The following is a 23,787-nucleotide window of genomic DNA, read 5'->3' as shown; positions in this document are numbered from 1 at the left end:
TAATAGATAAATGATTCACTTCATTAAGTACATATAAAAAATCATCTACCAATTAACCATTATTTTTGGTGTGCTTGCAGTAGACGTATTCATTACTTAGTAAAAATCTGAATCACGTTTGCACATGCTAAAAAAAATCTTCGAATAATTATACAACTCAATATCATTCTTATTCATCTCCAGAATCAGATTGATGAAAGTGTCATCAAGATAATAATCACTATAAAAAACTCGAGGTTTTTGATCGATTTCCTTACTTTTAGAAAAGCCAATGGTAGAAGATAGATAACTTACAATTTCTGGCAATCGTTCGAATGGGGCTACCAAGTAAAAATTTTTGTCTAAAATCGATTTAGCATATAAAAAAGATTTTTGACCAGACACTCTTAGTGTCTGGGTATCGGATACATAATCAGGAGAAATCTCATAAGCTTGCTGATAAAATCTTACAATATCCAGATTTTTTGATAACTCATGCAATTTATGACCTGGATTTTTCTGCAAATAGTGGTACAGGGAAATAGCACGCTCTACTGGGTGACGGATAATCGACATAAACAGCAGTTGATTTTGATTCAACATGCTATTTTCATAGTAGTTCTCATGCCCAGCATAGACTTTATATTTATTGAGGACTTCATCATTCAACTTACTCCAACTGCAATAGTCTTTCGTAGTTTGATGGAACAGACATTTATCCTTGCCATATTCGTTGATAAATAGAGATTTCAGGAAGGATCCTGCTGTTCGCTGCGCATGAAAAAACACCACTTTTGATTGCTTCGTTACTTGCAACTGACGGCTAGACAAATCAGGCATAAGAGAGTGATCGGAAAATGGGTGCAACTTAAACTCAACAAGTGAAGGCTGTCCCTGGTTAAGAAAGTGTATATCGGTCAGAGCATAAGCTACATTTCCTTCAAAGACCTTGCTCGACTTTGAAATAGTAAAGCCTGAAGGTTCTTTTGATAGATTTTCAATACTTGGAAAGCGAATTAAGTTTGTGGCTGTTCTTAAAAATAAGTCTGCGGCAGATGGGTTGTTTTTTGCTTCAGTAGTAACAAGAAAACCTTCACTATGTTTAATAATATTTCTAGCAAGATTATTGCTCAATACGCCGTCAATTTTTATAGTAATTTTTCTATCTGTAAGTTCATTTTTATTTACGCGACATAAAACAGCTCGGTCTCCACCAACATTATCATCGGTCGCCCAATATAATTCTTGCTCAGTGATTGACAAAGTAGTAAAGCGCAGCAGATCGTTCCAATGCAACTTCTCAGTATATCCTAAGGGTTGAACGGAAATGATGCTAATGTTTTGCCAAGTTTGACCATCATCATCAGAAATATATAATTTATTATCCGTAAGCTTGTCTCCGCTCGACACATACCAGCGGCCTGAAATATATGGATCAGCCTGACATGTATGAAAGTGGCGAATATCACCTTTCCCGAAAATAGGTGAGGAAGAAACTTCCAATGCTGACTGCCAGTTAATTCCTCCGTCTGTCGATCGATATACATGCAAAGGACTAACAGCTACCTCTTTCGTCGTTGAATACTCTGCATACATGATGGTCCCGGAACGACTTTGGTCAATACTCCATGTACCATGCCATTGTTTATCTCCTATCCCGCGACACGAACTCACCTTAAGAGGATTAGCTAAAGTAGTATGATAAAGTTTTGCACGGCCTGAACTTTGAAGCAATAAGTCCCCTGAACTCGTTAGAAATCCTCCCCTAATTTTTCCCGCGATAGATGCCGACAAATCAAAAACTGACAAGCTGTTTTCGGAAACCTTTATAACAACTATTTTTGGCTCCTCTATAAAAGAACAGATGACTAAATTCCGCTCTTGGCAATGCAGCAAAAAATAGAGATTTTTATCTTCAAACAACGTCTGACTAATTTGTAACTTATAAGTCGGCTTTCCACCTTGAAAGCCGTAATCGTCATAAAACGTAAGATTCTTAAGCATTATTACTCCAAGTTATCTGATAATCAGTTTGGCTCGATTCAAAGAACTCTGTCTGAAAGGTAACTCCATGTGTGTCTTTGACTAGTTTTCTATTAGCCATAACATAAGGCACTCTATTGTGCTCAATTTTCATCTGACTTTTTGTTCTAACATGAAACTGAGCAAACGCCCTACCCCTTACCGACAACGATAGGACCTTATTATTCATTGAAAAATCACTTTCACTGACTTCTATAGAAGGGCCCAAAACAAAGTTTGCATTTAGTTTCTTGCAAGTAGAGGATACAATATCACTATGAGTTGTAATACTATCTTTAACTGATAAAGTACAGCCTTCAAGCTCAATGGTCCGCTCTATCAATAAGCCATCTATTCGGCTCATCTGCATCTTCACAATAAAGCCATTCGTTGTGACCTCACCAGCTAGCTTACTTGCCTGGTTAGTGTCTTTTTTTGGGCACCAGCTATGACCTGTAACAGTGATTGTACTATGCACATATTCTGACTTTAAGAGTTCTAACTGATCCCATTGCATAAATTCTGTATAGCCCGGGTCATCAAACAAGCTAACGCCATCAATTTCAAAGCAAAAAGAGAGCTCATCATTTTGCTTGTGATTATGTGAATCCCAACAGCAGGTTGCGGCCAAATGAATTAGCCTTCCATTGATAGTTTTTCTATAAATAAAAAAATGAGAATTGGAATAGACACCCTCTTCACATGAATAAGGATAAAGTAGTTCACTTATGTTCTCTGTGGATTCATTAGAAGGGTTATAGACCCTATTTAATATATCTTTGTTGGGTAATCGAAAGGAGTTACCAAGAGGAAAATACTCCCCATCCTTTTTAAATGAATATCCTAAAAACCTCTTTGACTCTTCAATAATTCTTTCCAAGCTTATCATTGACAAAGGTTTAACGCCTAAATCCGCAAGAAAATGAAAATAATCCATTGCTAGTGGGATATTATATTCTTGGTAAGATACCGAGTGTTCTTTTGTTAAACCTGAAGAGTGCCACATAGCATCTATCGTTTCTCCACTTCTGTGCAAAACAAAATTCAAATCAATATTTTTCCCATAATTCTTAAATTCTTTCAACACTTTAAGAAGGGATAGATCTACCATTAACCCATGATTATGCCCAGAACGGTACATACTATTGTTTTGAAGGTTTTTGATCTCCTCTAGTATCAACCTATTAGTTACATTAATAACATCTTTGACATCATGATTTATATGTTTCTTCATAATCTCGCAGAAGACACCTAATCTGATAGAAGCTGTATGATCACCTTGCATTGAATTGTAGTATGGGTTTTTTGCCTTTTTTACACAATGAAATCTATAAAAGCTAAGAAGGACGTTAGCGATAAATAGAGGAGACTCATTCACATTCAACCATCTCAAGCTCATGAAGTGATGCAGCCACGGCCGGCTATTGAAAGGATTGATTGTCCACATTATAGGAAATGAAAGTTCAGCATTACCTAAACCGTGTCTAATAGTGAATTTTATGTTTTGTAGTGACAAAGCATAAATAGAAGAAAGCTGCCTAACAAAAGTACGAGTTGTGTAATGAAAAGGCTCGATACCCCACTTATGATTCTCATCAATTTCTAGCTCATCATCGCGATAATTAATAAATCTTGCCTTAGGGAGAAGTTGAATTAACTCATCATACATCCAATTAAGTTGATCGTTCGCTTGCTTAACGGACTCCACTGAATATCTATCTAAAAGATTATTAGTGTTATCACATTTCAAAGACCAATACACACGATTAATTATTACTTTATTATCTAATCCATTTGAAATAAGATAATGACTTAGCTTTATTGCCCCTTCCTTCCACAACCTTAACTTTTCTTCTGTTCCTGCCTTTACAAAGTTATAGCGATTTGGTCTATATAGAGCTTTTTTATATTCTGTTGAAATGGTGTGAATTGAGTTCTCGAAAACTGAAAGGCTAAATCTTTCATCAATCAGATCAATAAGTAGCACATCGAAGTTTAAAGTTATCAGTTGAGAAAAAACACGCTTTTCCATGTCGGCGCGTACCATTTTCCTCTGCCAATCCGATTTAATTCCTGATAGAAGCTTTTCGTCTACAAAGGGTTCTGCCCCCAAGGATGCGAAACTTGACCTTGCATAATATGCAACTATATCAAAATCTCTTTTGTGAGCGATTTCAAATGGGTCTCGTGATACACAACTACCCATAATAAAAACTTTTATTGGAGAATCCATAACATACCTAAATTCATTTTTACTTTAAAAAATTTCCAACATATTTTTAGCAACCGTCTGTATATCAAAATTCGTTTCGGCAAATTGAGATAACGCGACCTGATCGCCCTTCCCCGTTTTAATACGCTTAGCTGCAGCCTCCACACTTAGATACACCCACTCTTTAGGATAAAGCTCATCGGCTCCCTCCCACGGCAGAACCACGGGCGTGCAACCAGCAGCAGCGCCATCAGCGATGGTGAAGTGAAAGCTTTCAAAGTCACTGGTTGACAGCACAAAGTCAATACCAGCATACCAATAGGGCATATCGTTGCCATGTGAGTCGAAAATAACAGCGCCTTTCAACAGAGGGTCATCATTTAAACGGCAATATTGCTGTTTATACCACTCTATTTCTTCAGGGCGATTCTTCATCCAGGCGAAGTCCTCAGGACGTTTACCCTTGATCCGCAAAATGTAGCTTTTATCTTCTTCACGTAGCTTTTGTAATATATCTAAAGCCAGATCTATACGTTTGCTTTGCGGAACCATTCCCACAAACCCCAATACTTTGCCATTAGTTGCTTGCCGCGCCACCTTCCGCATGGCATTTACATCGACACCGTTGTATATCACTATGCTATTTTTTTGTAATGCTGCATTACGTTTTTGTGCATTACGCAGCATATGTGGGCCAACGAAGATCACTGTTTCAAACTGTTCGAAAGGTACTTTGTCGAACAACGGACTACGTAGTTCCTGCGCATGCAACCGCCCTATTAGTTTCTGGCCGTGTTTTTTATGCTTGCCATACCAGATGGCATTGCCCAGCATCCACTCGCAAAATACGGTGTCGGCTTGTTGTAATAAGCGTTTGCTTGCCACTTCGTTATGTTGGTTATGGCTGGTCCAGAAATCCAGCAAAATGCGCAGCCTGGCTTTGGCAAAGTATGGGTAAAAGGGTTTAATAAACTTAAGATCATGCCCTGCTATAACTACTGTTTTTTCAGGTGTTACGTTAGGTGCTTGTGCGTGCGCCTGTGCAGGTTTTCGTAGCGCCAGCGTGGGTTGCTGCTGTGCCCAATATTGCAGGTTACTGAGCACTTGTGCTGCAGGTACACGCAACAACTGTAAACCAGCATCAATAGTTTGACTTTCCAGCGCTACGCCCGGCCACTGCCCTTCACTTAGCATGGAGTCACGAATGTAACCGATGCGATCTTGTGGGGCATATACAGTTGTCCAGGCCAGATCTTCTAAATCTTCCGGCTCCAGATCTTCCAAAGCACGGGGGGTCGCCAGTAACCACAGGCTGTTCGCCTTCACTTCTTGCCCTACATCAGTAGTACAACTTATACCGGCCGCTGCCAGTATATTCTGCGTATCATTATGCCAATGGTTAGCAACAATGTGAGCAGGGCGATGGGTTTGCGCCAATATACGCTGTGTAGCTGCCACAGTAACTTCTTCAGTTAGCAATTGCAGCTGCGGCGGCTGCGGCGCACTGATGACCATGCCAGCAGTGCGTAGCATTTGCGTCAGACGAAGCTCTGTAGTATGAGCTCGCATAATGGCACGAGCCCCTTTTAATGCGGTGCGCCAGCGGTAAGCCGGATGGTGCAGCAAATTCTCCAGCGCTAAAGCGGCGTCGCTTTCTGTCTGGACAATATGCCCTGCTCCTTCAAGATAGCGATTCATACCCAACGCCGGACCAGAAAGTAGTGGAGAGCCGCAAGCTGCTGTTTCCACCACCCGTCGTGAGAACATAGTTGGTGAATCTAATACTGAATTCACGTTAATTTGCAGCGGATGAGCCTTATATGCCTGGATCATCTCTTCATAGCTCAGACTACCGGCCACATATCCGCCAAGACCATCAGGATACTTATAAGGAGAATCAGGATCGCTGTGCTGGCGATCGTAAATGGTCAAACCCAGAGGAGCTGCAGCGCTCATGATCTTGTCCATATACTCTGTTCGCTCAGGGTAGCGGTTGCCATAATAGGTGCCACCATAAGCCGCAGTATGTTGCCACTTCCGGGTGGAAGGCAGCAGGTTATGGATCTTCGGTGAAGCGTAGAAAGGACAACTGCTTGCAGTTTGAGTATGTGCCTCAGGAGTTGCAAGATAAGGAATTATGCGCCTGCTATCGGTAGTAAACACATGATCACATAAACTGGCCGTCTTGCGAAAGCGCTCGAAGTGCACCGGATCTTCCTTGTTCCAGAACAAACTAGGTATGCCAGTATGCCGACAGTGTTTAAGTAACGCCTGGAGTGCTGCAAATTCTTCGTCTGAATAGTAACCAACCTTGCGATGCCACTGGCCATTATTACCCTTCCATGCTGATTCTACAAAGATTGCGTCGATGTTATGTTGTTGCAGCTCGCGTTGCCAGTTATCCGGTGACAGCTGTACTACGTTAACTGCGCTAGCTAAGGTGTCGGTGGTGAATTGGTCAGCAATTAATCCCAGGGTGAGCTGTGATAAACTTTTGCCGTCGCTACTGGGTTTACGCTGTGCCAGTAATTGGTCAATATACTGCCCGTACTGATTGGTAACATGATTCCAGGTACGTTGTTGTTCAATCCAGGCACGAGCAACTTTCCCAAGCCTGATACGCTCTTCAGGGTGGTCAATGAGCTCTTTAAGGGTCTGGGTGAGTGACGCCAAATTATTTTTAACAAAGAGTCGTGCGCGTTCGTTGTTTCCTGCAAACACTTTGTGTGGTGATACGTCAGACAATACCACAGCTTTCCCCATTGCCATCGCTTCTAACGGTTTGAGTGGCGACACCATCTCAGTGACATCTGAAGACAAACGCGGGATAGGCATAATATCCATACAAGCAAGATATTGCGGTACTTGATCAAAAGGAACACGGCCGGGAAAGCGGCAGACATCTTCAATTTTCAGCTGTGCCGCCTTTGCTTTTACCGTGTCAATCACTTTGCCATCCCCGACCAGAACAAAGTAAAAGTCTACTGCTGCTTTTTTCAGCTCAGCTAAAGCCTCAAGCAACAGCTCCAGACCTTCGTAAGCCACCGCGCTACCAGCATACCCAATTACCGGTATGCCTGCTTTGAGATCCAGCTGCTTTATAATATCCGGATTGGCGGTACAAGGCGTAAAACGTTCTGCATCCACTGCATTTGGCACAACCTGAATACGTTCACGTTGTGCACCACGACGCACCAACTCGTCGGCAAGCTCTTCAGTCAGGGTAACAACAAGGTCAGCTTCGCTGGCAACATCAGACTCAAGCTTTTTCATCAGATGATAGCGGTCTGAATCCATCCACTCGGGTTGAGTCGAAGCCTGCGTAACTTCCCACAGCCCACGTACTTCGTAAATAAAAGGCAAGCCTAAACGTCTGGCAGCTAACAGTGCAGGTAAAGCAGTAATATGATTTGAAGCTGCTACTATTACCTCTGCACCGCTAGTTTGCGCCTCCCGCAAGAAATGATCAGCTGTTTCAGCCAGATACCGGTCCAACGGAGTTTTATTCAGGCTCCAGCCAGCACAAGCTGTGTAGGAGACACCATCTACCTTCTCAATATGATATCCCTTACCTGAAACACTAATGTTGGCATCCCAGGGAAAACCACAACGGGTCGTGGCATTAACCTTCCAGCCTGCTTGCTGTAGGCCGGTAGCTATACCATGAGATCGGGTGGCATACCCGTTTGTAATATGCGGTACCGACTGATGCAAACAATAAAGCAAGTGCTTACGGCGTGTCATCAAGCCTGGATTTGGTTGACGAGATGGCAATTTGCAGCCATTTTGCAGGCGTGCTAAACCTTTGACAAACTCGTAAAAGCCACGCTGCTCTTTATCAAATACAACTTTGTTCTGCAGCAGATACTCGAGGATCTGTAAAGTTTCATGCAGATTACCGTGTTTATAGAACAACTGACTGGCCGTTTGATAATTCGCGCTCTCAAGATTGATATCAGCACACTTCCCTGGCCGTAAAGCAATATCACTGATACCTGCTTTTTGCCCCGCTAATAGTTTGCTCAGTAAGCTGGTATGCTGCTGCATTGGTAACAGGTGCAAATCTTGCGGTGCAGGCGTTGATAATGATTGCTGAATAGTTTTTGCCAGGCTATCTGCGTTACCGGCTTCAAACATTAACACTGAGGCATATTTGGCAGCATATTCGGCTAAAGGGGCAACGTCTGATACAACCACTCGTTTACCGTATGCCAGTGCTTCAACAATCTTCATTGGTGGCACGAGTTCACACACAGGTAACTTTTTGCGCGGAATGACAACCGTGTCCAGTACGCCGTAATAATCTGCTATCTGCTGATGCGCAACTCTGCCAATTTGTATCAGCCAGGGTTTCTGAGCTAAAACTACCGCATTTACGCCCATACTTGTCACCAGCTGGTCGTCGCCAATTAGCAGCAATTTTATCGGTTGCCCTTGCACAACCAATTGCTCGCATGCTTCAATCAGTGTTTCAAGCCCCTCATAGCTATTAAAACTACCAATATATCCAACTATTTTTTCGCCGCATGCAATACTCAGCTTTTGCTTTAGTGCCAAATTCTCAGGCTTGATTTGCGGCAAATCACTTATGCCATTGGGCAACAGATCAATTTTATTAGCAACCACGCCACGTTTCGTGAGTTCCGCTTTCATTGTCTGGCTAAGGGTAAACACTTTTAACGCTTGTTTGGCAACAAAAGTATCGCGATCAGCTTCCTGTTTAAACATTGATGTTTGCGCATAGCCGGGCTCTCTCGCATCGCGAGATAACTCCCCAAAACCCCGAACCTCAACATAAAACGGCAAACCTAACTTCTTGGCGGCAACAAATGCCGGCAAACCTATAACATAGTTGCTGGCTGCTAGCACCGCACTAGGCCTATATACCTTAAATAATTCAGTAAACAGCGTTACACTTTGCTCAAGGTGTGAAATCTCATCTGTAGGGGCACCATTTAACCAAGGGCTGTGAATATAGCGAACGCCATTTATCCTAACCTCCGGTGCGACATCGGCCTGAAGATCCCAAGGCCTACCTGGTCGTACGAAGCACAACGTATCCAAACCATGTTCATTCAGGGCTGCAGCAATACCTTGGGTGCGAATAGCATAGCAATTATCAGCATAACTCTGGCTATAGCTTATTATATAAGCTACCCGGTTTTCGATGGGCAGATAGGGTTCCTCGGCCAAAGATGTCAGCTGCTGCGTTTTTTGTAACAATACGTCCATAAATTTCCCTAATACAGAAAAACAGAAGCCCAGCATCTTGCCAGCCTTGCAATGACATTACCGATATCAGGACAACAGGCCCACAGCATCAACCACTTTTCCACTATTCGCTAACTTAGCTTTTTGATCAACAAAAGGTTTGTGCTTCACCAGTACAGCTAATACATCACAGTTAATAGCTTGCTCATAAGTAACTAATTTCACATTATTCAAGTATAAAGCAACAGGTAGCTCAGTGATATTCGGCTCTACTACCTGAACCTGACAACCTAAGTCTGCAATTTGTTTGGCAATATCCAAGGCCGGGCTTTCACGCAAATCATCAATATCAGGTTTAAAAGCAATACCGAATACAGCTACAGTTGCCTCGCTGCGCGTCCTACCGGGGTTTGCACTGTGCCAAGCCTCCAGTTTGGCTTTAACTTTATCAAGTACCCATCCTGGTTTTGAATCATTGACTTCACGCGCCATACGGATAATACGGGCCTGCTCTGGAGCACTGGCTACAATAAACCAGGGGTCTACTGCAATGCAGTGTCCGCCTACACCTGCGCCAGGTTGCAAAATATTTACCCTTGGGTGACGGTTTGCGAGCGCTATCAGCTCCCACACATTAATGGCGAGCTTGTCACAAATCATTGATAATTCGTTGGCAAAAGCAATGTTCACATCACGAAAACTATTTTCAGTTAGTTTCGCCATTTCAGCAGTACGAGCGTTGGTTACGACACACTCCCCCTGAACAAAGGTTTTATACAGCGCCACTGCTGCGGCTGAACATTTCTGCGTCATGCCACCAATAACACGATCATTTTCGATCAGTTCGCGCATCACATGACCAGGCAAAACACGCTCAGGGCAATGAGCAATACGGATATCTGAAGCTTCACCATGGGTTTGTGGAAAAGTTAAGTCAGGCCGAGCTGCAGCAAGCCAAGCAGCCATTTGCTCAGTGGCACCAACTGGCGAAGTTGACTCCAGAATCACTAAGTTGCCTTTTTGCAACACGGGGGCTATAGCTTCACTGGCCGCTTTTATATAACTCAAATCTGCGCTGTAATCATCGTTAAATGGCGTTGGCACAGCCATAATGAAGGCGTCAGCTGGTTCAGGAGTTCGGGTAGCATGTAAGTATCCCTCAGCAACTGCAGCGTGCACTACAGTATCTAAATCTGGTTCTACGATATGAATTTCACCGCGGTTAATCGTATTAACGGCCTTTTCGCTAACATCAACACCAATCACCTTGATTTTACGAGAGGCAAAGACAGCTGCAGTAGGTAAACCTATATAACCTAAACCAATAACTGATAAAGAAGAAAACATCATTTTGAAATCCTTTTACTGAATGTTGAAATTTTTAAGGGAAGTAATAATACGGCTACAAGCTTTGCCATCACCGTAAGGATTGTGTGCAAAGCTCATCGCTTCATAAGCTTCTGAAGAAGTTAAAAGTTCTGTAAGTGCAGACTTAATTATTAAAGGATCAGTCCCTACCAATTTTACCGTGCCCGCAGTTATAGCTTCTGGCCGTTCAGTAGTATCACGCATAACTAACACAGGTTTCCCCAGAGATGGCGCTTCTTCTTGTATTCCGCCAGAATCAGTCAGTATCAGATAGCTACGATTCATTAGATAAACAAAAGGTAAATAATCTAAAGGAGAGATCAGATAAATATTATCTATGCCAGCCAAAAGCCTGTTGACAGGCTCCTGTACATTCGGGTTCAAGTGAACGGGATACACAATCTGGCAGTCCGGAAATGCTATAGCCGTGTCAGCCAAAGCCTGACATATACGTTCAAAGCCTCCGCCGAAACTTTCGCGACGATGGCCTGTAACTAAAACTAATTTTTTATTTTGATCAATAAAATTAAAGTTCTCTGCAAACTCTGTCGCTAGATTGTCAGTAGAGAGTTTTTCAACAACATTAAGCAAAGCATCAATGACAGTATTGCCAGTTACACAGATACGACTAGATAATACAGATTCAGCCAACAGATTTTTTGCCGACTGCTCAGTCGGAGCAAAATGTAGCTGTGCCAAGGCCCCAGTCAATTTGCGGTTTGCTTCTTCAGGCCAAGGAGAGTATAAGTCTCCTGTTCGCAAACCTGCTTCAACATGCCCCACAGGTATCTGGTGGTAGTATGCAGCTAAACTGGTGGCAAAAGTTGTTGCAGTGTCGCCGTGAACTAATACTATGTCTGGCTGATATGTCTGCAATATGGGCTTTAATCCGAGTAAGATTGCAGTGGTTACGTCCGTCAGATCCTGACCTGGTTTCATTATTGCCAAATCATAATCTGGAGTTATATCAAACAACTGTAAAACCTGATCAAGCATTTGGCGATGCTGACCTGTCACACATACTTTTGATTCAAAATAACTGTCTTCAGACAAAGATTTTACTAGCGGTGCCATTTTAATAGCTTCCGGGCGAGTACCAAATACGGTCAATACTTTCATGTTGAAACGTCCAGTAAACGCAGTGCTAGCTCCTGACTGCGTTGGTAGTAATATTCAAGCTGTTGCTGGGTAACCGCAAGTTGCTGTTCCAGTTGCATAACCTTACTATTCTGCTCGTTCTTCTCCAATTCAATACAAGAACCTTCGGATATCTGTTGCGACAATGACATTCTATCGTCGCAAAGCCTCATGTTGATATCAAACAAACCTCTTCCCAACGAATCAGACAACTGCTGGTATACGGATTTAGCCTGTTTGAACTCTCCTGCGTGGTACAAATCGTACGCCTTTTTTACTAAGCCAGCTTCTATATGCATAAACAATCCTTACGGAGTTACCTCGATTAACGCTGCCCCTTTAACTGTCGGCCAATGATTCACGGTGTAAAACAAACCTCTTTGCTCAAGTAAATCAAGCCATTTAGTAATAACTTGCTGCTCGCCATCCCTTTTACTATCATCGAGCACTATATGTAGTTTATGTGCAGAAAATACATTTATTATCGAAGGCAGTGCTGCATATCTTACAAATGCATCTTGTTCTGGACTCTGAGGTCCATCCACTATCACCAAAATATTCGATTGCCGTTCAGACAAAATATCAGCCAACTTTTTTAGTTTTGTAATGCAATCATAAAAAAGGTGTGTTTGCCCACTATCATAATTACAACTCGGCTCGACAGGTACTAAAGGCGCCAATATCAACTCAACAAAACCTGCAACACCATGTTCATTCAACGCTTGTTTTGTTTTGTTTAAGTACTCTTTGCTTTGCTCAAAACTTATTACCCTTGCAGGTAAGTCATGCGCATAATGCACCGGCTGAGTTTGCTCAAGGTTACTTATCTTGGCTAACTCCAAACGACCATTTTCTGCAATGTCATGCAAGCTGCTACTTTGATTCATAAGTGTTTTTGCGATGACCAAGGTTGAATCACCACTACCAAATTCAATAACAAGATCGTAACTATTTCGTTCAAGCAGCTTTATTAAACAATTCAGTGTGTCAGCCTGTATAGACCATTCGCCGATATCTAGTTGACGCTCACCATGTTGCAAAAACTGTTGTAATCCCAGAAAACTCCTTAAGCTATTTTGCTGTTCAACTTGCGTCTTAGTTACATGCTGACCGAGAGCATTTGCCACGTGTTGCACTTGTAACATTTGTTGGGCAAACAGCTCTTTGATACTTCTTTCTAATTCGAAAAGAGAGCTATTGGCTAGCTGCTGAGATCTGAACAAGCTATTATCTTCGTTGGCACGTTCCAACTGCTTCTCAAGTAGCTCCGCCCTTTTTTGAAGTAAAATAAAATCGTTTTCTTGCCTTTTTGCATTTTCGCTCAACGAAACCAGTTTTTTATTTGCCGTATCTAACTGTTCGAGGCAATCTTTTAATTCAGCCTGTTTTTTTTCGCCGACGACTGTAGCAGTTGACATTTGCTCATACAAGTTTTTGTTACTTTCTGTAACTAAAGAGAGTTCTTTCTTCAGCTGCTCTGCTTGCTGGTGTTGCTCGACCAATTTCTTGTGCTGTATGTCTAGTTGTTTATTCAGTTCAGTTTCTTGTTGCTGGGCTTGCTTTAACTTTTGCCATAATGGGTTAGATACAAAAGTAAGCCAAGGTAAATCGGGGTCAGTTTTATCCTCAGCAGCCAAATAAAATCCATGATTTAGCATAAAGTTGATTAGTTCAGCGCTGTTAGACGCGCCTAGAAAAAGAGCTTCTGAACTGCCGACAAGCAAGATCTGGCAGAAACGATTCAAAAACTGATGCTCGTCCAGCTGTTGCAGCAAGCTCAAACTTATATCAGGAATGTCGATTACGAACAGATTATCTTTGCCAGTCACTTTCGCTTCAGTTAGAAGGTCAACAATACCTTCACTAACTACTGTATCAAGATTTGCTAGTCTTAAACCTGGAAATAACCGAATTAAACCTGTAGCCTTGCATAAAGCCGAGAACTCTGGCAAGTTGTATTGATGAAAACTCACCTCACCACCGTGAGTACTAATCACACTTTGTTTCAGCGAAACCGTTTTCGAGTTTAAAAAAGTATTAACTAAGTTTTTAAAGGCGTCCTCTCGCGCTTCGACCAGCAGGCTTGTTTCAGCCAGTTCAATTAGACCTTTTGGCTCTGTTCCGTTACCAGCGCCCAGCCATATCAACTGATTAAACTTTTTGGTCATGGCTTATTCCTCCTTTTCCTGGCTATTATCGGTTAACAATTTTGGCGAAGCACTACGCCCTTCTTGTTGGCCAAATTTAACGAAGTGCAACAGAGGATTAATGTTCACGCTGGCTACGTCAGAATAACGTTGCAAATACCAGTTACCGTCGAACAATGGACCAGGCATTCGGCCTTCTGCGGCTCCAAACTTAAGGTAGTGCTCAGCTGGGTTTATATTACTTTGGGCTACGTCTGGATAAGTCTCCAGATACCATTCCAAATCAAAATATTCAGAAGTCAGAATAAGTGCGGTTTCCTGCTGTAACTTTTGTTTTTCCTTATCTGTTTTAGTCACCATACGGCGCAAAACGCGCACAGGAGTTCCGCTTTTCCATAACACAGAGCCTTTTACTGCGTTTAATTCTTGTTGCAGTAAATACACATTGTGTTCAGCTGAGGATGCTCTTGCCTTGGTTCTTCGTAACTGGCTTTCAAGTTTGCTTAGTTCACGTTGCTGCTGCTTGTCTCTTGCTGTCGTTGCACGGTTATTTTTTTGTTGTTCAATCTGCAGTTTTAAGCGATAACTTTCTAGCTCTTGCTGTTGTTGCAGCATGAGCCGATGGTTTTTCTCTTCTACCTGCTTTAATCGAAGTTTTGTCTCATCGATCGTCTTAATTAACTGCGGTACTTCATGCTGTACTGTCTCTGTGTAATCATTTTGCAACGTTTGATGCATTTGATATAAATCAGCATAACTACGATTTTTATTTTCTAACTCTTCCTGCACTTGCTGCAGTTGCAGCAATAGCTGGTGGCTTTCTTCTTCAGCTTGCTTTAACCGATCTTTTACTTGCCCTATCGTTTTATTCAACTGCGGTATTTCTTGCTGAATTTTGCTTGTGTAGTCATTTTGCAACTTTTGATGTTTGTCTTGTAATTCAGCAGAACTTCTATCTTGTTTTTTTAACGCTTCCACACCTTTTTGAACCTGAAGAAAGAGTGAGTCACGCTCAACCCTAACTTTTTCCAGTTCATCATGATTACTATGCTGAGCAGCAGTAATTCGATCAAACTCTTCCTGAAATAATCCCAATTGTTTAGTTGCTGAATTTATTTTATTCTCACCATCCTTTAATTTACCTTGCAGTAATTGGACATCACGCTGGTAGTCTTCCTTCAAGCTGTTATACAGCTGCTTTACTTCAACGTTTTGTGCAAGTTCTTCCTGAGCATCCTTCAATCGCATTAAAGCCAGATCACGCTCTGAGCATGCGTTTTCAAGCTCGTCGTTTTGACACAGTTGTTGCTTTATATGTTCAAGATCAAACTGAGGTTCCATCTGTTCAGTCAGCGGCAAGCTACTGGCAAATAACCGTTGCTGCAAAGCCTTCAAATGCTTGTTTTGTCGCATAGCCTGAGCGGCAATAACAGTAAAGATGGTATGCGAAACGGTTTCGTTCCCCTTTTTAAAACTAACCGACAGCCATTCTGGGAAAACAGTTGTGTCATCACTCAGCGCACTGATATTAAAGAGCTTTAAACTCCTTCTATGCTGTTGCTGTAATAGCAAAAGTGTTTCAGTATTTTTTTGCCAATAATTGACGGCTTGATCCACAGACATTCCTTCATTCTGCAGACGAGTGAGCATTATTTCAGCACTTTCATAAGCTGCAACCAATTCGATCTTTGGCTCTAGTTGCAACACCGAAGCGATATCATCCATAGTCGCAGGATTGCTTACCAACACCGGTGTTGAATTGGCAACAGACAATGAAGCGCAATCTTCGACCACAGTCAGCGAAAACTGCGCAGCTGCACTTTGCCATAATGTGACGGGAGCCACACCTACCAATACTTTCATCTTCACTCCCACAAGTTTAATTCTAATTCTTAGCTATGACGTTTAACCGATGTGCGCCGGACTTTCAATAACAAGTCCTTTGTTACTTGCGGCCTAATTGACTAATAACTTCATGTAAGTTAAGGGCCAGCATAATTTTTTGATTAATTTTTACTGCATCAAACTTATCTTGTGCAATTAAGTAACTTTGCTCCCCCATTATGGGAATCAAGTCAGGGTGACTGATAAATTTTAACATCGTCTGCTGCAGTGCCTCCACATCATGAGCAGGTACCAGAAAACCATTCATACCATTTCGCACTGTTTCCCGGCAACCCGGCATATCTGTGGTGATCACGGCTCTGCCAACAGCCATAGCCTCTTGCGTGCTACGCGGCACTCCCTCACGGTAATAAGAGGGCAAAACAAATACACTGCTTTGTTGTAGATAAGGCAAAACATTTTTAACTTTACCAGGGTAAATAACTATTCCTGATAAGACATAACGCAACAATTCGCTGCGGGATACTCCATGACGGCCATCAGGTTCACCTAATACAACAAACTCAGCATCTTTATGTATTGCTTTAATATATTCTGCTGCCTTGAGGAAATAGCGAATCCCTTTTTCAGATAGTAAACGCCCAACAAAAATAAAACGTACAGGTTGTTCAGGCACTTTAGTACGTGGGTACAAAGCCAGATTAACCCCTATACCACCCAACTGGGTAATAGTGCCGCAGCGCAGTTTGTAATGATCGATCAGATCGGTTTTATCATCCGGATTTAACAAAAACACATGCTGGGTTTTTGATAAACTCAGGCGGTAAAGAAACACCTGAACAGAACGAATCAACTTGCTCTTCAGGCTATCCCCTTCAGGGTGTAGCGTAAAAGTGCGCCCTAAGCCTTCAATTTTTGCAACTCGCACCGGGACCTTAGCAAACCAGGCAGCTAAAGTGCCATAAATAACGGGTTTAGCAAAATAACAAAAGCTAAGGTCTATGTTCAGCTTGCAAAACAGTCTGTACAACTGCCAGCAACTGTAAAGGTCAGCAAAAGGATTTAGTGAGAATCGCCCTAAAGAATAACTAACAGGCTCAGCACCAAGGGAACGCACTTCGTTTCTGGTTTCCTCTGTGTAATCGCTGGCGAAAGCGTACACCTTGTGACCAGCAGCAACCATGGTTTTAATTAGCTCACCACGAAACCCAAGTATGACAGCAGCCATGGTTCCTACCACGGCAATACGTTGAGCTTTAACCATTTACTTAGCCCCAACAATACGATTGATCATAGCTCTTAAAAGAACCCCTGTTTTTTGCCGCCAGCTTACTCCCTCGGCACGCCATTCAGCTAATTGAGCCAGAGTTTGCTCTGCTGTGCAGTAATAGCCACTGTAACGGCTGATATAAAGTGGGTAGAGCAATAAGGTTGCAGCGACCAGTTGTGACAATAGCAACTTGCGAGTTCTTCGAATACATACACAATGATCTGTAGTTAACCCCCAGCCAGCATAAAAAGGTAACCCATAACAGTGCACTGTTTTACCACGCATTAAGGCTTCAAAACCACTTAAAGAGGTTAGTACATGTACCTCATCTACATTAGCTATAACGGAAGTAATATTTACATCAGTTAACACTAAATCACAATACCTGACAGAAAGTTGCTCGTTGGCGCCTGATGCTCTGGCCCCGGCAACGACGTCTGGGTGCGGTTTATAAATCAGGTAAGCATCTGGGTTTGTCTCACGAACAGCCTGAAGTAATCCAAGGTTAGTTTTTACAGCCGGCGCACCATAAGCAATTGAAGCATCAGACTCTACTTGCCCGGCCACCAATATAATTTTTTTTGCTGTAGCAGGCTTTTGCCACTGCCGCTTACCTGTATTGTATTTACTAATGCCTTGGTTCACTAACTGCTGTATCAATAGTTCAGCGCGCTGCTGCAGTTCTATACCCAGCGGGTGTTCGTTGAGCAGCGTTTCCAAATCTGAAGGCCCAGTTGAGTCAAAATACAGACCTTGCGTATCTGCTACCCATGACAAAGGTTGACTAAACTGAATACCTAAGCCTACGGAACGTAAAAAGCCATCTTCAAGACGCAATAAATTGACTGTAGGATCGAGCGTTTTATTAATATCGCGCCTGCCCCAAATAACCGCCTGGCTGTAAGGCGGAACTTGCTGCGGTGCTTTCACAAACTGCAATTTACTTCCTTGTAAAAAATTTTTGAGAATATGTCGCCAATGATGGTTAAAACCAATAGCGTAAATAGTCTCAGTAAAACGTTGTCTGGTGTGGCGTTGTAACTGCAACCAGATTAATGCTGAATGAATATTCTGATCAGCTTGCGGCAGCTTAACCTCGAAATTTATTCGCTCTGCCGACTGAAAAAACAGTTGCCATACCCACTGCTCCAATTGCGGCAAACGATCAGGCGACGAGACAGATGTGTTTTGCTGCAAATAACATCTCTGCGTAAGAGCACTGAAAAATGAGGGTAAAAAACTATACACCTGCTTGTGCCATAACAGCGCTTCAAACCCAAGCCAACTATCGGCACAAACTACTGCTTTTGCTTTTGCTAATAATGCAGCATGGTGCCAGTTCTCTGAGCAAAGGCTAAGCTGAATAGTGTCAGAACCAGCAATAAGTTGCTGGGCCGAAGAAGGGAGAACTAGCGTCTGATGTTGCTCGTGACAAAGTAAAACTTTGGAAACAGAGAGTTGAGCGGCTTGTTGTAATGCGTGTTGCAGCATAGCGTGTTGCACAGATTCAGCCAGTGCATTCTGCAACACCACTAAAATATAAGCGTCAGGCAGCTCGGGCATTTGATGCCAGCGGTTATAGCGAGACACCAGCGTTTGCTGCCACAGCGAAACAAACTCCAGTGCCTTATCGTATTGTTGCTCTGTCAATTGCACAAAAGAGCAATCCTTTAACTCCTGAGAGCTATGAATTAATACAGGCTCTTTTCCACCCTTGGGTGGTGCGTAAACCAAAGCTGTTTTCACAGACATGGATTAATCTCGGTGATCACGAATAATAGCTCTGGTCAAATGGGCTATGGCAGCAATAAAAATGGCCAGCAATATAAAAACAACAATATTGTAGCTACGATTTGGTTCTGTTGAATACTCTGGTTTGGTTGGGTATTGCAAAACTGACACTTGTTTTAACTTACGTGCCGCTTCAACCCTGGTAGATTCAAGAGTTAACAACGCATTTGAGTATAAATCCAGTGCAAAGCGGGCTTTTAATTCTAAAGTTTGAAACACAGATGAAACCTGATTTAATGCAGTACCGCCTTCGGTGGCCATTTTTTTCTTTTCTTGCGAAATTTGCTGCTGCAACGCTAGGATCTCACTATTAATTCGTACAATTTCAGGTGAGCTTGCACTTTGGTAACTGCTGGCTGATTTTTTACGAGCTTGCAGTAATGCCAGTTGCCCTTCCAGCTGAGACACTATGGCAAAAATTGCTTCGACAGTACCGGTAGGCGAGACTAAACCTTCTCTGTTTTGAAAGCTCAGTAACTCGTCACGTGCCGCAAAAAGACGTTTTTCCAGCGTGCTAACCTGATTTTCAATAAAAGCAACCTGCTCTTCAGCAAGCCGTTGCCCCATAAAATTCATGTGTTTTTCGCCTTCATCCAGCAAAGTTTGAGCTATTTGCTGGGCCATATCCGGACTATAGGCCTGCACTCTGACACGTAATACAGCTGCATAATCGTCAAAGACTATATCAACACGGTTTTTCATATAATGGTGCAGATTTTCCAGCTCAGTGTTTTCGTGACTTAATCGCGAGAACCAATCGATATCCGTATTGGCATAATGAGCGCGAATATTTAGTTTGTCCTGCAGCTTTTTCAGCATATCTACAGATTCAAGGTGGTCTTTTAACAGCAACAGATCGCCAGAGCCTTGAGTACCCGACAACAAGGAGGACAAATTCATACCTGCCGGACTAATTTCCGGGCTTTGTAATACAATATGTGCGCTGGACACATACCTGTCGGTGGCCAGCAAAGTCCAGTACACCAAGGTAAAAACAATAGCAATAAAACATAAAACCCAATGCGGCTGCGATTTAAACCTGTTCATTCTTTACCTATGCTTTTGTGATAGTCGTTAATAGCATCATCTAAATTATCGTACCAGATGGCTTTCCCCTCATGCAGCCAGATCCCCGACTGACACAAGTCCTTTAAAATACCAGTACTGTGCGACACCATAATTAAGCTGGCGCTGCCAATACGATCGCGAAAAGCCTGAGTTGCTTTAGCCTTAAAACTGGCGTCCCCAACAGAGGTGGCTTCGTCGGATAGGTAGACGTCAAAGTCAAACGCCAAAGATAAACCAAAGGCCAATCTGCTGCGCATACCGCTGGAGTATGTTTTTACTGGCTGGTCAAAAGCTCTGCCTATTTCGGCAAAGTCCTGCACAAAATTGATGATTTGTTCAATACGTTGTTCTCCGCCATGAATACGGGCCACAAATTTTACATTTTGTCGGCCTGTCATAGAGCCCTGAAACCCTCCACCTAAACCTATAGGCCAGGACACTTTACAGTCTTGCAGGATCTGACCTTTGTCCGGTGTATCCATGCCTCCGAGCAAACGTAACAAGGTTGATTTACCAGCTCCATTACGACCAACCAAGCCAACACTGATACCACGTGGAATACTGAAATTAACATCTTTGAGTACCCAGTCACCACCAAATGGGCCGTGATACCTTTTATACAGGTTTTTGACTTCGATCATTGCGCCATCAACCTTGCTTTAAAACGCAGCTGTAGCATTAATCCAAGCAACACCAGAGACAATGTCCAGAACACCAAATACTGCAGGCTAATCCCCTGCATCAACTGGTAACCAGGGAAAAAAGCCGAGCGCATTAATTCAACTGCATGAAGCACTGGATTATACATAAGAAACTCACGCACAGCTCTTGGCATAAATTGAATAGGAAACATAACGCCGGATAACATGTACAGGGGTAACGTCAGCATAGACACAAACTTACCGAATTCCTGAATAGATGTCACAGGAACAGCTAACACCAGCCCCATGCCAAAACCGAAACACCACATAATAAACCAGATAAACACCGCAAAAATGGCGTCTGCAGGCACTATGGATATATCAAACAGCATAGCCCCGAGTATTACCAAGCCAAATACTAATGTTTTTAATAACCCTTCCAACACAGCACGAATTAATATGGTATCTACCGGGTGCACCTGACGATAGGCGAACAAGGCCCGGTTGGACGTTATCGCGTTGATACTGCGGTTCATCACAACGCTAAACAATAAAAACGTCAGCATGCCCACAATAAACCAAGGAATAAACTCAGCTCCGCTGATATGCCGTATCCGCCCCATTAATTGACGTATTCCAACAAAAATCAGCAAATGGGCAATAGGCTCTATAAACACCCATGCCCAGCCAAGCCTGTCACCTGTGATACGAGCCATGGCTTCACGCATAAAAAGTGCATGCCACACATGCAGAGTAACCTGCAACGGACTACGTTTTTGGAACATTACAGATCCAGCGCCACTTTAGTTGCTACCGCAATCTGATATAAAATTTGGGTAATAGAAGTGGCCAATTGAACGTTTTTGCTGCTGACAGCTGGCAGGATCAGGATTTCGTCTCCAGGTTGCAAAGACACGTCACTCGCACTGCGAACTTCGCCATTTTGCCGCACGACTAAAATCCTACTTTTGTCTGCGTGCTGGCTAAATCCGCCTGCGCCAGTAATGTAGTCACTCACTGATTTACCTTTCACATAAACAACAGATTGCGGAACATAAACTTCACCAGAGATTAAAATTGAATCACTGCGTGGTGGTAAGGTAATAATATCTCCGTCTTGCAGACGTAGATCCATAATTTTATCCTGATGAGTTACCACTAATCTGCCATTTGGTTTTACCTGCCTGGCTTTTTCAACAAAAGTAGTAATGAGCTCAGCTTCCCGCACCCGGATGGCCGACTCCTCCACTGTTGCAGATGGCGCACCTAAATATGTAGTTTCCAATCGACGTAAACTTTCCATCAATGACTGACGCTGGCGCTCTGCCACACTTAACCGCCTGACTGAAACACTCTGATAGGATGTCTCTTGTGGATCTATTGCAACACTGTTTAATAATTCATGCAGACTGGCATCTTTTGGTAACACAAAATGTGATTGCCCCAAATAATTACCTTCCAATTGCACCACGATGTGATTGTCGCGCTGGTCAACAAAAAACATGACTTCGTCACCATCAGCAACTTCGACGGAAGCAAACTCGCCTAAAGGTTTGTAGCTGCTATATGGACCTTCGCTACGGTTGCCACGTAACAACACATGAGACACTCCGGGATTTAACTTCGCAAGTTCTGTCAGAGTCTGACCAAACAATTTTTGCTGGTTTAGCTCATAGTGATAGGCTCGGCCAACATCACCATGAACTGTGACCACAGGCCCACGGGCTTCAACAAAAATGGTGTCGCCATCCTGTAACTGACCATGCGGCATTTGCCCGGTAAGTAAAAAGTTATATAAATCGAGTCTGGCCAGAACATTGCCTGCTCTGATGATACTGATGTGACGGTAGCTGCCTAATCGTTCATCTATACCTGAAGCCTGGTCCAGGAAATAAAGAATAGAATCACTTGGCACACCGGCATAACGTCCAGGCTTAGTAACATACCCTGTCACAAATACAGCGACAGGCTGAACACCTTGTAAATTGGTATACACACTAACCTTGTCTGAATAAACCTGACGTACGGCCGAGCGCACAATACTGTCAAGCTGACCGTGACTCACCCCCATTACCTGTACAGGACCTATGGTTGGAATGAATACATTACCCTGAGCATCGACGGGCAGAATACGATCAACTTCAACAGCTCCCCACAAACGTAATGTGACTTGATCACCGGGCAATATTTTATAAGAAGAGTTTAAACCATCAGCCCGCACGCCACGAAAGCCACCAGTGAATAAATCCGCACCAAATGGCTTTATTTCCGCCATTTTATCTTCGGTTAATTCAGGCACCGGACCATAAGTGCCCGACTGCCAACTGGTTCTGCTGATGGGTTCCTGGACCTGTGGCGTTTGCTGCACTTGGGCTATATCTTGCGATCTCAGTGCTTGAGCTTGCTGAGCCTGAGGCAAATCACCAAAACTTTGAGCTTCAACCTTCAAACAACAACTTAACAAAGCCACTGCCAATAAAGACGAGATAGAAAACTGTTTCATACACATTGTCCGCTATTTAAATATGGATGCAAAAACCAGGACATTCAGCTGGTAATATTATTGACCCGGGGCCTTAACCAAAGCTCTGGTCGCTCCCCAACGCTGCGGTTCGTACTGACAAAATATCATGGGTTGTGTTACCAGATCCGCTTCGACCAAAACAGAAAGACAAGGGCGGCCAGCTGCAGAAAAATAGCTATCCAATACTTGCACATTGGCATTGTAGCCCAGTGAGCCCTGCTCTAAAAAAAAAGACTGCCCAGCAGTAGCTTTTTGCAAAAAGTTTGAGATATTGGCAGGCAAGTAGCTGACTTTATGTTGATAGCTATCGTTTGAAGGTACGGAAGAAAAAGGAGTTGTCGCGCAAGAAGCAACTAACATGCTGCTTAATAGTCCCGTCAGAACTTTGGCTCTTGCGATCTTAATACTAGTCATTGAATCTTCATCCCCTTTGAAAAAGCGCGCTAATCTAACACAGCTTAGTTGGACTACACCAGATAAACACTTGGCTCCGAAAATAATATACCGACTTACACTTTACAACACACTTTTACATTGACATGACAAAAACAAACATAATCAAAAACTTAAAA

Annotated in this window: 15 protein-coding genes; all 15 read right to left on the bottom strand. The window is 42.9% G+C overall.

Annotation, left to right across the window (positions count from 1 at the left end):
* Positions 1 to 96: 96 nt before the first annotated feature.
* Complete coding sequence (locus J2W69_RS01085) at positions 97 to 1,983, bottom strand: WD40/YVTN/BNR-like repeat-containing protein (RefSeq protein WP_310273719.1); 1,887 nt, start codon at positions 1,981 to 1,983, stop codon at positions 97 to 99.
* Positions 1,976 to 4,234 (bottom strand): DUF6270 domain-containing protein, encoded by a 2,259-nt coding sequence (locus J2W69_RS01080; protein WP_310273717.1) that lies wholly within the window; start codon positions 4,232 to 4,234, stop codon positions 1,976 to 1,978. Before J2W69_RS01080 ends, J2W69_RS01085 begins: the two co-directional genes overlap by 8 nt.
* A gap of 24 nt (positions 4,235 to 4,258) precedes the next feature.
* Positions 4,259 to 9,481: a glycosyltransferase gene (locus tag J2W69_RS01075; RefSeq protein WP_310273715.1), complete on the bottom strand. Its 5,223-nt coding sequence runs from the start codon at positions 9,479 to 9,481 to the stop codon at positions 4,259 to 4,261.
* A 30-nt stretch (positions 9,482 to 9,511) separates the two neighbouring features.
* Positions 9,512 to 10,774 carry a UDP-N-acetyl-D-mannosamine dehydrogenase gene (gene wecC, locus J2W69_RS01070; protein WP_310273713.1) on the bottom strand — a complete coding sequence of 421 codons (1,263 nt, stop codon included), beginning with the start codon at positions 10,772 to 10,774 and terminating at the stop codon, positions 9,512 to 9,514.
* A 12-nt stretch (positions 10,775 to 10,786) separates the two neighbouring features.
* On the bottom strand, positions 10,787 to 11,911 hold the full coding sequence (gene wecB / locus J2W69_RS01065; protein WP_310273711.1) for a non-hydrolyzing UDP-N-acetylglucosamine 2-epimerase: 1,125 nt from the start codon (positions 11,909 to 11,911) through the stop codon (positions 10,787 to 10,789).
* Positions 11,908 to 12,228 carry a hypothetical protein gene (locus J2W69_RS01060; protein WP_310273709.1) on the bottom strand — a complete coding sequence of 107 codons (321 nt, stop codon included), beginning with the start codon at positions 12,226 to 12,228 and terminating at the stop codon, positions 11,908 to 11,910. Before J2W69_RS01060 ends, wecB begins: the two co-directional genes overlap by 4 nt.
* 9 nt (positions 12,229 to 12,237) lie before the next feature.
* The gene (locus J2W69_RS01055) at positions 12,238 to 14,097 is read right to left on the bottom strand and encodes a hypothetical protein (protein WP_310273707.1); all 1,860 of its coding nucleotides are present in this window, start codon (positions 14,095 to 14,097) and stop codon (positions 12,238 to 12,240) included.
* 3 nt (positions 14,098 to 14,100) lie between these two features.
* Positions 14,101 to 15,801, bottom strand: a complete 1,701-nt coding sequence (locus J2W69_RS01050; RefSeq protein WP_310273706.1) for a coiled-coil domain-containing protein — start codon at positions 15,799 to 15,801, stop codon at positions 14,101 to 14,103.
* Between the two features lie 220 nt (positions 15,802 to 16,021).
* The gene (locus J2W69_RS01045; protein WP_310273704.1) at positions 16,022 to 17,185 is read right to left on the bottom strand and encodes a glycosyltransferase family 4 protein; all 1,164 of its coding nucleotides are present in this window, start codon (positions 17,183 to 17,185) and stop codon (positions 16,022 to 16,024) included.
* Entirely contained in the window at positions 17,186 to 18,943 is a 1,758-nt protein-coding gene (locus tag J2W69_RS01040; protein WP_310273703.1) for a capsular polysaccharide export protein, LipB/KpsS family, read from the bottom strand.
* Positions 18,944 to 18,946: 3 nt separating this feature from the next.
* A complete protein-coding gene (locus J2W69_RS01035) occupies positions 18,947 to 20,029 on the bottom strand; it encodes a KpsE/RkpR family capsule polysaccharide export protein (RefSeq protein ID WP_310273701.1) in 1,083 nt (360 codons plus the stop codon).
* Positions 20,026 to 20,691: an ABC transporter ATP-binding protein gene (locus J2W69_RS01030; RefSeq protein ID WP_310273700.1), complete on the bottom strand. Its 666-nt coding sequence runs from the start codon at positions 20,689 to 20,691 to the stop codon at positions 20,026 to 20,028. Before J2W69_RS01030 ends, J2W69_RS01035 begins: the two co-directional genes overlap by 4 nt.
* Complete coding sequence (locus J2W69_RS01025) at positions 20,688 to 21,476, bottom strand: ABC transporter permease (RefSeq protein ID WP_310273698.1); 789 nt, start codon at positions 21,474 to 21,476, stop codon at positions 20,688 to 20,690. Before J2W69_RS01025 ends, J2W69_RS01030 begins: the two co-directional genes overlap by 4 nt.
* Positions 21,476 to 23,194, bottom strand: coding sequence for a polysaccharide biosynthesis/export family protein (locus tag J2W69_RS01020; protein WP_310273696.1), 1,719 nt, complete (start codon positions 23,192 to 23,194; stop codon positions 21,476 to 21,478). Before J2W69_RS01020 ends, J2W69_RS01025 begins: the two co-directional genes overlap by 1 nt.
* 57 nt (positions 23,195 to 23,251) lie before the next feature.
* On the bottom strand, positions 23,252 to 23,575 hold the full coding sequence (locus J2W69_RS01015) for a DVU3141 family protein (RefSeq protein WP_310273694.1): 324 nt from the start codon (positions 23,573 to 23,575) through the stop codon (positions 23,252 to 23,254).
* Between the last annotated feature and the right edge of the window lie 212 nt (positions 23,576 to 23,787).

The sequence above is a fragment of the Rheinheimera soli genome, assembly GCF_031457405.1.
Classification (GTDB): domain Bacteria; phylum Pseudomonadota; class Gammaproteobacteria; order Enterobacterales; family Alteromonadaceae; genus Pararheinheimera; species Pararheinheimera soli_A.
Note: the sequence above shows the minus strand (reverse complement) of the source record. Positions and strands in the feature narration are given on the sequence as shown.